Annotated in this window: 5 protein-coding genes; all 5 read right to left on the bottom strand. The window is 73.5% G+C overall.

Going from position 1 to position 9593, the window contains the following annotated elements; all coding sequences use genetic code 11:
• The coding region (locus AB0947_RS14160; RefSeq protein ID WP_366750616.1) for a sugar phosphate nucleotidyltransferase at nucleotides 1-128 on the bottom strand (128 nt) is incomplete at its 3' end.
• A 146-nt stretch (nucleotides 129-274) separates the two neighbouring features.
• Nucleotides 275-4681: an Rne/Rng family ribonuclease gene (locus tag AB0947_RS14155; RefSeq protein ID WP_366750599.1), complete on the bottom strand. Its 4407-nt coding sequence runs from the start codon at nucleotides 4679-4681 to the stop codon at nucleotides 275-277.
• 262 nt (nucleotides 4682-4943) lie between these two features.
• Nucleotides 4944-5714 (bottom strand): TIGR03936 family radical SAM-associated protein, encoded by a 771-nt coding sequence (locus AB0947_RS14150; protein ID WP_366750598.1) that lies wholly within the window; start codon nucleotides 5712-5714, stop codon nucleotides 4944-4946.
• Between the two features lie 46 nt (nucleotides 5715-5760).
• A complete protein-coding gene (locus AB0947_RS14145) occupies nucleotides 5761-6873 on the bottom strand; it encodes a hypothetical protein (RefSeq protein ID WP_366750597.1) in 1113 nt (370 codons plus the stop codon).
• 411 nt (nucleotides 6874-7284) lie between these two features.
• Nucleotides 7285-9342 carry a restriction endonuclease gene (locus AB0947_RS14140; RefSeq protein WP_366750596.1) on the bottom strand — a complete coding sequence of 686 codons (2058 nt, stop codon included), beginning with the start codon at nucleotides 9340-9342 and terminating at the stop codon, nucleotides 7285-7287.
• Between the last annotated feature and the right edge of the window lie 251 nt (nucleotides 9343-9593).

Here is a 9593-nt window from a genome sequence, read left to right as displayed (position 1 = left end):
GTGAGGTCCAGGACCGTCAGGGACTCCTCCGCGCCCTCGGGACCCACCGGCACCAGAGCCTTGGGCAGGGTGTCGGTGTAGGGGCGCAGACGGCGCCCGGCGCCGGCCGCCAGAACGAGGCCTATCATCGCGGTTTCTCTCCTTTGTTTCAGCTGTGCCGAGGCACTGTACGTCTTGACTCGGCTCCGGCGCCCCGAGGAGAACTCGCTCCAAGGCCCCGACAAGAGGTGTGGTCCTGCCCGCAGGGGCAGGACCACACCTGGTGGGACGGGACTCAGTCCTCGTCCGCGGCGGTGGAGACCGTGGTGGTCTTCTTCGCCGTCGACTTCGCGGCAGCCGTCTTGGCGGTCTTCGCCGCCTTCTTGGCCGTCGTCTTCTTTGCGGCCGTCTTCTTGGCCGCGGTCTTCTTGGCGGCCGTCTTCTTCGCCGCGGTCTTCTTGGCCGCCGTCTTACGGGCGGTCTTCTTGGCCGGCGCGGCCTCCTCGCCTGCCGTCTCCTCCGTCGGAGCCTCGGCGGCCGAGGACTGCGCCGCCGGGGTCCCGGCCGCGGCGGCCTCCTCCGCCGTGGCCGACGGGACGACCACGACGGCCGCCTCCTCGGGCGCGGTCGGCGCGGTGGCCTTGCGCACCGCGCGGCGGCGCGGACGGGCCGGTGCGGCGGCGCTCACGGCCTCCGCCTGCTGCCCCTCCGGAGCCTCGGCCGGGGCCACGGCGTCCGCAGCGGGCTGCTCCGCCGGTGCCTCGGCCGCGGGCGCCGTCTCCGGCACCGTCACGACGGCCGCCTCGGCGCCCTCGGGCGAGCCGGCCGGAGCCGACACCTTCCGGGTCGCCCGACGGCGCGTACGGCCCTTGGGCGCGGCCTCCTCGGCGGCCGGGGCCCCGGCCTGCGGCGCCGGGACCACCTGGTCCTCGACGGCCGTCGGCTCGGCCAGCGCCTCGGCGGCCGGCTCCGGCCGCACCGGGCGCGCCGCCGCCTCCTCGGCGGTGACGTCCTGGGCGGTCGGGGCCTCGGCCTCCGCGGTCTCCGCGGCGGCCTTGCCCGCCCTCGGCGCGCGCGCGGCCCGGGGCGCCTTCTCCGCCTTCGGGGCACCCGCCGGAGCCGACACCCGGCGGCTCGTCCGGCGCCGCGTACGGCCACGGGTGGCCGCCGCCTCCGCCTCGGCGACGCTGCTGTACAGCTCCTCGTCCGGCGCGAACTCGGGCGCGGGCAGGGCCACCGGCTCGGCGGCCTCGGCGGCCACCTCCACGGCGGTCTCCACCTCGGGCTCGACGGCCTCGCCGGTCTCCACGGCCACGGCGGCGGTCTCGTGCACGTGCTCGTGCACGGGCTCCGGCGCCTCGGCGCCCCGGCCGCGCTTCTTGCGCTTGCCGCCGCCACCGTTCGCGGTCGCCTGGTCCAGGTGGACGATGACACCGCGCCCGTTGCAGTGGACGCAGGTCTCGGAGAACGACTCCAGCAGGCCCTGGCCCACCCGCTTGCGGGTCATCTGCACGAGGCCCAGCGAGGTCACCTCCGCGACCTGGTGCTTCGTACGGTCGCGGCCCAGGCACTCCAGCAGGCGGCGCAGCACCAGGTCCCGGTTGGACTCCAGCACCATGTCGATGAAGTCGATCACGATGATGCCGCCGAGGTCGCGCAGCCGCAGCTGGCGCACGATCTCCTCGGCCGCCTCCAGGTTGTTCCTGGTGACCGTCTCCTCCAGGTTGCCGCCCTGGCCGGTGAACTTGCCGGTGTTGACGTCGATGACGACCATCGCCTCGGTCCGGTCGATCACCAGCGAACCGCCGCTGGGCAGCCAGACCTTGCGGTCCAGCGCCTTGGCGAGCTGCTCGTCGATCCGGTAGGTGGCGAAGACGTCGACCTCGGAGGTCCACCTCGACAGCCGGCCGGCCAGGTCCGGGGCGACGTGCGAGACGTACCCGTGGATCGTCTGCCAGGCCTCGTCACCGCTGACGATGACCTTGGAGAAGTCCTCGTTGAAGATGTCCCGCACGACCCGGACGGTCATGTCCGGCTCGCCGTACAGCAGCGTCGGAGCGCTGCCGCCGTTCTTGGCCTTCTTCTGGATCTCCTCCCACTGCGCCTGGAGCCGCTCGACGTCGCGGCGCAGTTCGTCCTCGCTCGCGCCCTCGGCGGCGGTGCGCACGATGACGCCCGCGTCCTCGGGGACGATCTTCTTGAGGATGGTCTTCAGCCGGGCCCGCTCGGTGTCGGGCAGCTTGCGGCTGATGCCGGTCATCGAGCCCTCGGGCACGTACACGAGGTAGCGCCCGGGGAGGGAGACCTGGCTGGTGAGCCGCGCGCCCTTGTGCCCGATCGGGTCCTTCGTGACCTGCACGAGGACGGACTGGCCGGACTTGAGCGCCGACTCGATCCGGCGCGGCCCGCCCGCCATGCCGAGTGCCTCGAAGTTGACCTCACCGGCGTACAGGACCGCGTTGCGGCCCTTGCCGATGTCGATGAAGGCGGCCTCCATCGACGGCAGCACGTTCTGGACCTTGCCCAGGTAGACGTTGCCGACGTACGAGGTCGACTGCTCCTTGTTGACGTAGTGCTCGACGAGCACGCCGTCCTCCAGGACGCCGATCTGCGTGCGCTCGCCGTGCTGACGGACGACCATCACGCGCTCGACGGCCTCGCGGCGGGCCAGGAACTCGGCCTCGGTGATGATCGGGACGCGTCGGCGCCCCTGCTCACGGCCTTCCCGGCGGCGCTGCTTCTTGGCCTCCAGACGGGTCGAGCCCTTGATGGACTGCACCTCGTCGGACGGCTCGCTGGGCTTGCGGGGCTCGCGGACCTTGACGACGGTGCGCTCCGGGTCGTCCTCGGACGGCTCGGCGTCCACGGAGGTGTCACCGGCGCGGCGGCGCCGGCGACGGCGACGGCGGCTGCTGGAGCTGGAGCCGCCCGACTCCTCGCCACGCGCCTCGTCGTCGTCCTCTTCCTCCTGCTCGGCGGTGTCCTCGGCGTCCTGCGCGGCCTGCTCGGCGGCCAGTTCCTCGGCGTCGGCGTCCACGCCCTCGCCGGACTCGCCGTCGCCCGCGTCACCACGCCGGCGGCGGCGTCCGCCGCGGCGGCGGCGACGGCGCGAGCCGGACTCCTCGAAGCCCTCGGCGCCCTCGGTCTCGTCGCCGTCCTCGCCCTCGGCGAGGTCGTCGGCGGCCTCCGGGGCCTCGTCGGCCTCCTCGGGCTCCTCCTCGGCGGCGGCCTCGGCCGGCCTGCTCTCCTCGGCGGCGGCACCACGGCGACGCCGGCGACGGCGGCCACCGGTCTCGACGCGCTCCTCCGTGTACTCCTCGGTCTCCTCGGCCTCGACGGCCTCATCGACCTCGGCCTCGGCAGCCGCCTCGGCGGCGGCCCGTTCCGGCGTCTGGAACTGGGGCTCGGTGAACACCGGCGCCTGGAAGACGGCGACGGCGGGGCGGGCGGGCCGGCGCGGGGCCCCGGCCTCCTCCGGCTCGGCGGTCCGCGCGGGCTCGGCGAATCCGGACGCGGCACGGACGACCCGGCGCCGGGCCCGGCGCGGAGCCCCGGCCTCGGCAGCCGGTGCGGGGGCCTGCGGCGCCTGGACGGGCTGGGTGGCCGCGGCCGGCTCGGTGGTGTGCGTGGTCGCGGGGACCTCCGGGGTGTGGGCGGCCACGGCGTCCTCCGCCTCGGCGGCTTCGCCGGTGGCGGGGGTGGCGTCGGGCGCGGACACCCGGCGCGTGGCACGACGGCGCGTACGGCGCGGAGCGGCTTCCTCGGCCGCGGCCTGCGGCGCCTCGTCGGCGGCGTCCGGCCCTGCGGCAGGGGTCTCCGCCTGCGACACGGACTCCGGCTGCGCCACCGGGGCGGCGGCCGGGGCCTCCTCGGCGCCCTTCGGGGCACCGGCGGGCGCGGACGCCCGGCGGGTGGCCCGGCGACGCGGACGCGCGGGCGCGGCCTCCTCGGCGGGGGCGGCGGCTTCGGCAGCGGGCTGCTGCGGGGTCTCGGCCCCGGCGGCAGCGGACGCGGCGGCGGCCGGGACCACGGTCTCTGCGGTCTCTGCGGTCTCGGCGGCCTCGGCGGACGACGCCGAACCGGCGGGCGCGGATGCCCGGCGGGCCGCCCGGCGACGCGGACGCGCGGGCGCGGCCTCCTCGGCGGGCGCGGTCTCGGCGGCAGCGGCTTCCGTCACCGTGACCTCGGCGGGCTCGGCGGCATCGGCGGTCGGCGTCGCCACGCTGCGCGTGGCCCGGCGCCGGGTGCGGCGCGGGGCGGCCTCCTCACCGACGACGACCTCGCCGGCCTCGGGAACGGCGGCGGTCTTCTCCGGCTCGGCCGGTACGACCGTCTCGGCGGCCTCGGCGGACGCCGGCGACCCGGTGGGCGCGGACGCCCGGCGGGCCACCCGCCGGCGCGGACGCGCGGGGGCGGCCTCCTCGGCGGGGGCGGCGGCCTCGGCGGCAGCGGCCGCTTCGGTCCCCTCCGCCTCGGGAGCCTCACCGGCTCCGGTGGCCCCGCTGACGTCCTCGGTCACCTCGGTGACCTCGTCGGCCTCCGCGGGCGGCGTGGCCGGCACGGTGACCTCCACGGGCGCCTCCGCGACCGCGGCGGGCGGACCCGCCGGCCGGGAGGCGGCACGGCGACGCCTGCGCGGCGGCAGGGTGTCGCTCGGAGTGTTCAGTTCGGAACCCTCGTTGGGTTCGGTCGGTTCGAGCATGCGGGCGTTTCTCCCGTCGGGCTCCCGGGCGCCGCACCTGGTCCGGCGCCGGTCTCTGAGGACCGTCCGCCGTTGACGTCCGCGGCCCGCGCGATGCGCGATGGCCGCCGTCCGGGGCGCGGGCGCCGCACGGGAGCACTCTGTGTCCTGTCTCGCCGGTTCCGTACGCCTTGTCGGTACGGCCTGGCGAAAGTCTTCTGGTCGGTGCGCTGCCCGACCCAGGTGGCTCCCGAGTACGAGGGCGGCGCTACGACGTCCGTCCCTACGCGGGACCTTCCGGCGCCGTCGCGGCGGCGGCCGGCTGGGCCGTCAGGGCCCCGGCAGCCTCGCGGTCGGGCGCGAGCGGATCGGTCACCGTGCCGGTCTCTTCATCGAACAGCCCCTGCGCCAGCCTGGTCACCGCTGCGGGGACCGGCGGCGCCAGGTCGGCCACGGCGCGGAGACCGGACAGGACGTCGTCGGGTCGTACGGCAGGCGTCACGTGCCGAACAACCAGCCGCAGTATCGCACAGGGCTGGTCGGTCGGCCTATCACCCGGCGCACTGTGCGCCTCCAGGCTCACCACGGCCGGGCGGGCGTCGAAGGTGCGGACGCCGTTCTTGGTCGTGCGCTTGACCTCGACGGCGTCGGCCCCGGTGAAGGCCACGACCGCTCGCCTGGCGTCGGCCGGGTCGACGCCGTCCAGCCGCAGCTCCCACACGGAGGCCGTCAGCCGGTCGGCGAGGCCCGAGGTCCGCGCCTCGACCGCGTCGACGACGTCGAGCCCGGCGGGCAGCGACTCGTCGAGGAGGACGCGCAGGGTCTCGGGGTCGCGCGCTTCGGTGAGCGCGATCTCCAGGTACTCCGCCTCGCTGCCCGTGCCGGTGGGTGCGGCATTGGCGTACGACACCTTCGGGTGCGGCGTGAACCCGGCCGAGTACGCCATGGGCACCTCGGCGCGGCGCAACGCACGCTCGAAGGCGCGCTGGAAGTCTCGGTGGCTGGTGAACCTCAGGCGGCCGCGCTTGGTGTAGCGCAGTCGGATGCGCTGCACCGCGGGTGCGGGCGGCGGGCCTTCGGGCTGTCGCTTGCCCAGTGTCCTAGTCCTTCGTGAGAGCGGTCGTACTCCTACCAAGAGTACGTGTGTCGCGGGCGGTGGGTTCCCGCCGGTCGACCGCGGCCGGCTGCCGCGGCTCGCCGAACAGCGTCCGGCGGAAGTCCGCGCGGGCTTGCCGCACGGTCTCCCGGGCCGTGGCCAGCGCCTCCCGCGACACCCGGCCCACCGCGCGCAGGCCCTCGGCCAGGGGCCGCAGGACGGCGTCCCGCACGACGTGCCCGACCGGGGTGAGGACGGCCCGGTACACCCGGCGCACCGGTTCCACGAAGATCCACCGGAAGAGGGTCCCCAGCGCGCGCCCGACGGCCAGGGAGATCCGCCCGGCGACCCGCCACGCGTGTCCGAGCGCCTCCCCCGCCTCGCGCGCGACGACCGCGAGGAACCGGCCGACGGGGGCGAGCACCCACCGCCACAGCGCGAGCGCGGGCAGCACGAACAGAACGCGGCCGGTCCGGTACAGGGCCAGGCCCACGCCGGTGACGACCAGCCCCAGCAGCCACCCCGCTCCCCGCGCGCACCAGGCGACGGCCCGGCCGACGGGTGCCAGGAACCAGGTGTACAGCCACCGCGCGGGTACGACGAGCAGGTACCGCAGCAGCCAGGCGACGGCCGTGTACGCCCCGGCGCCGAGGGCGGCCAGTACCGCGCCGGTCCCCTTCAGCAGCCAGGCCAGCGCGTGCCCGGCCGGGGTGAGCACGCGCGCGTAGACCCACGCGAGCCCGGCTCCGGCCCCGCGCGCCAGCCAGGCGAGGGCGTGGCCGAGAGGGGTGAGCAGGCACCGGTGGCACCACACGGCCGGCACCACCAGCAGGACGGTGCCGAGCCAGGCGAGGGCCCTGCCGACGGGCGCCAGGACGTACCGCCACAGGCCCACGAACGGCCACACGAACACGGCCCGGCCGGTCCACACCAGGGCCCGCCCGAGCGGTCTGAGCACGCTGTCCCGCAGCAGCCGCCCGACGACGACGAGCGCGTCCCACACCATCCGCACCGGCACGACCAGCACCAGGACGACGATCCGCACCGGAAGGCGGACGGCGACGACGAGGCACCCTTCGGGCTGGCGGGACGGGGGCGGCGGCTTCTGCGGTTCCATACCGGGGTAGACGCACGCACCGCACATTCGGATCCGGCCCCGCCAGGCGTTGCCGTGCGGGACCTCAGCCAGGCGGGGCAATCAGCGCAGCAACAGCTTCGTCCAGGCTGGTTATAACGCGTCGGGAAACATGCGAGAAATGGTCATCCAGGCTTGCGTACAACGCACCAGTGAGCAACCCGGCAGAATTCATCGAATTCTTCAGCGCACAGGATTTCCCGGTTCTTCCCGGGCATGGAACCTATGTCAAAATAACGGGTCAATATGTGAATCCCGCAGCCCCGGGCCCGCCTCCGATTCAATCACTCCCTGGGCAGCGGCGCCGACGGGTGAGGGCTCGCAGCCAGCACAGCCGCCGCATGGATGTGGGTGTCCGAATACGGACAAGGCCAGCACCACAGTCCCGTGGCGTCACTCCACTTCGATGCCGTACTCCTGGACGAGCTGCTCCAGCCCCCCTGTGTACCCCTTCCCTCCAAGCACGAAGTCCCAGTCGCCATTGGGCCTGCGCCGGAAGGAGCCGAGCACCAGTGCGGTCTCGCCGGAACGGCCATCCGAGACTTCGAGCCGACCGAGCTCAGTCATTGCCGGGTCCAGCAGCCGGATACACGCATCGGTGAATCCGGACAGGTCGGCCCCCGGGTTCACCTCCGGATCGACGGCCGCCACGAGCACGAACCGATCAGCTGCTCCCGGCAGCGCGTCGAAGGAGACATGGAGTGCTGCCTTGTCCGGCGCCACAGCCGGCACCGCGCGTACCGAGCCGTCCGGCGTCTGCGGGTTGTTGAAGAAGACGAAGTGGTCTTCGCTCAGGATTCGGTTGCCACAGCAGACGAGAGCGCATACGTCCAGCGCCACACTGCCGGACCACGTCATGCCCAACACGTTGTGGTTGTCGGCCGCTGTTGCGGGACTGGACGGCGACGGCTGCGCCGGAGCCGGTCGTCCGCCTTCCCCCAGGCGCCCACGAAGCCCATGCCGGTGCAGCAGGTCGACGAGTTCACCGCCCGAGACGAGCTCCAAAGGCTTGCCCCGAGCGAACGTGTGTGAGCCGGGGCCGAAGCCCGCCGTGGTCACCAGCACTCCCTTGTTGGCGCCGACGTCCTGGACCGTTCCGTACAGGTCACGTACCGCGGTGGGCGGCACTGTGCTGCGGTAGCGCTTCACCTGTACGACGATCTTGCCGCCTCGGATGGGCGTCGGGTCCAGCGCGTCGACGTCCACGCCGCCGTCATTCGAGCGCTGGGTCGTCACAGCCTGCATCCCCATCGCGCGGAACAGGTCAGCAACGAGTGACTCGAATTCGATCGGATCCATGTCATACAGATCCGGCTCGTCATCACCGCCGTGGGTGACGACATGATTCCCGACGTCCTGAGGCTTTCGCCCCGGGCGCACGGAGGCGAGCTGATCGGGGCGGGACGCGAGCCGGCCCCTCAACGCGTCGGTCAGACAGCTCACCGCGTCCACCTGTTCCAGGTGCAGGCCGGTGAACGCCGCGCGCTGGGCCATGACGGTCGCAAGGAAGATGTGCGCTCGCCTGCCCGTCGCCGGCTCGTGGGCGTCCACGAAGCCGTTCAGGGCCACCGAGTCCAGGATGCCGTACTCGTCCGCCGCGAAAAGCAGATGCAGGACCAGCAGCAGGCTCTGAGCCAGCACCTCTCGGTACAACCCACGGCGCTGGGTCACGGGACGGGCGGATTCCTTGTCCTCGTTCTGGGCGGGCACGTACCTCACGGATCTGGCCTCGGGGACCACGTCGTACCCGGGCAGCTCCCAGTCCAGGACCAGTTGCCGCGCCGCCGAGTCGAAGGCTGCCGCGACCTGCCGAGGAAACCCTTCGGGCCAGGCGGTCGACGAGTAGAGAGCGGCGGAGAAGTACTCGACGACGGAGTCAGGGTCTCCCCGCCTGACACCCTCAGTCACCGCGACGATGCCGGCATTGTGCCGACGCACCTCCTCCCGCTGGGTCCCAGTCCTCTGCTCGTACTCTCGCTGGAGGGCCGCCAGTTGCTGCTGTCGCTGTGCCTCGGCAGCCTGCGCGGCGTGCCAGTCCCGTTCGAAACGAGCCTGCGCCTCCGCCTGAGCTTGGGCTCGCCGGTTCGCGGTCCAACCTCCCTGCGCCTGGTACTGGCTGGGATCCGGCATGCGCACGGGCCAGGCGAGCTGTCCCGGGTCGAACGGCGGTATCTCTTCCGCGCGCATCAGGGACGACGCCCTGAAGGCCGGCGCCTGACAACCCGCGGCCAGCAGCCCCTGCAACGAGGCGACCTGCGCGTCCAGCTCCTCCGTGCGCCGTCTGGCCTCTGCCTGTCGGTACTGCCGGTACTCCTGCGTGGCACGCCGTTGGTGGGCCCGCGCCTGCCGTGCCTCGTCCCGGCGCCGTCTGGCTTCTGCTTCCACTTGACGCTGGTGCTGGCGCTGCATCTCCGCCCAGGCACCGACAAAACCAGCAGAGCGACGACTCATGCGCTACAGGCCCTCCCCAGGATGTCGGCGGAGCCGACCAAGCTCTGGTTGCCCCCACAACCAGTAGTAACCAAACGACTTTAACCAGCAATCGCGCGTTCGGACATCAACTTGCCAAAGGCGCCTTGCACCGCCTGCTACGCAGGTCATGACACGACTGCGCCCCCTCCGAAGCGAAGGGGGCGCTCATGGTCACCACGCAGCCTGTGCGCGACCGCAGACACTCAGACCCACTCCACTTCAGAGCGGGA

This window comes from Streptomyces sp. NPDC047841 (assembly GCF_040704085.1).
Classification (GTDB): domain Bacteria; phylum Actinomycetota; class Actinomycetes; order Streptomycetales; family Streptomycetaceae; genus Streptomyces; species Streptomyces argyrophylli.
The sequence above is the reverse complement of the archived record's forward strand: the minus strand, read 5'-3'. Positions and strand labels throughout refer to the sequence as shown.

Coding starts and splice junctions, on each gene's coding strand:
- AB0947_RS14155 (WP_366750599.1), bottom strand. CDS start 4,681: ATGCTCGAACCGACCGAACCCAACGAGGGTTCCGAACTGAACACTCCG.
- AB0947_RS14140 (WP_366750596.1), bottom strand. CDS start 9,342: ATGAGTCGTCGCTCTGCTGGTTTTGTCGGTGCCTGGGCGGAGATGCAG.
- AB0947_RS14145 (WP_366750597.1), bottom strand. CDS start 6,873: ATGGAACCGCAGAAGCCGCCGCCCCCGTCCCGCCAGCCCGAAGGGTGC.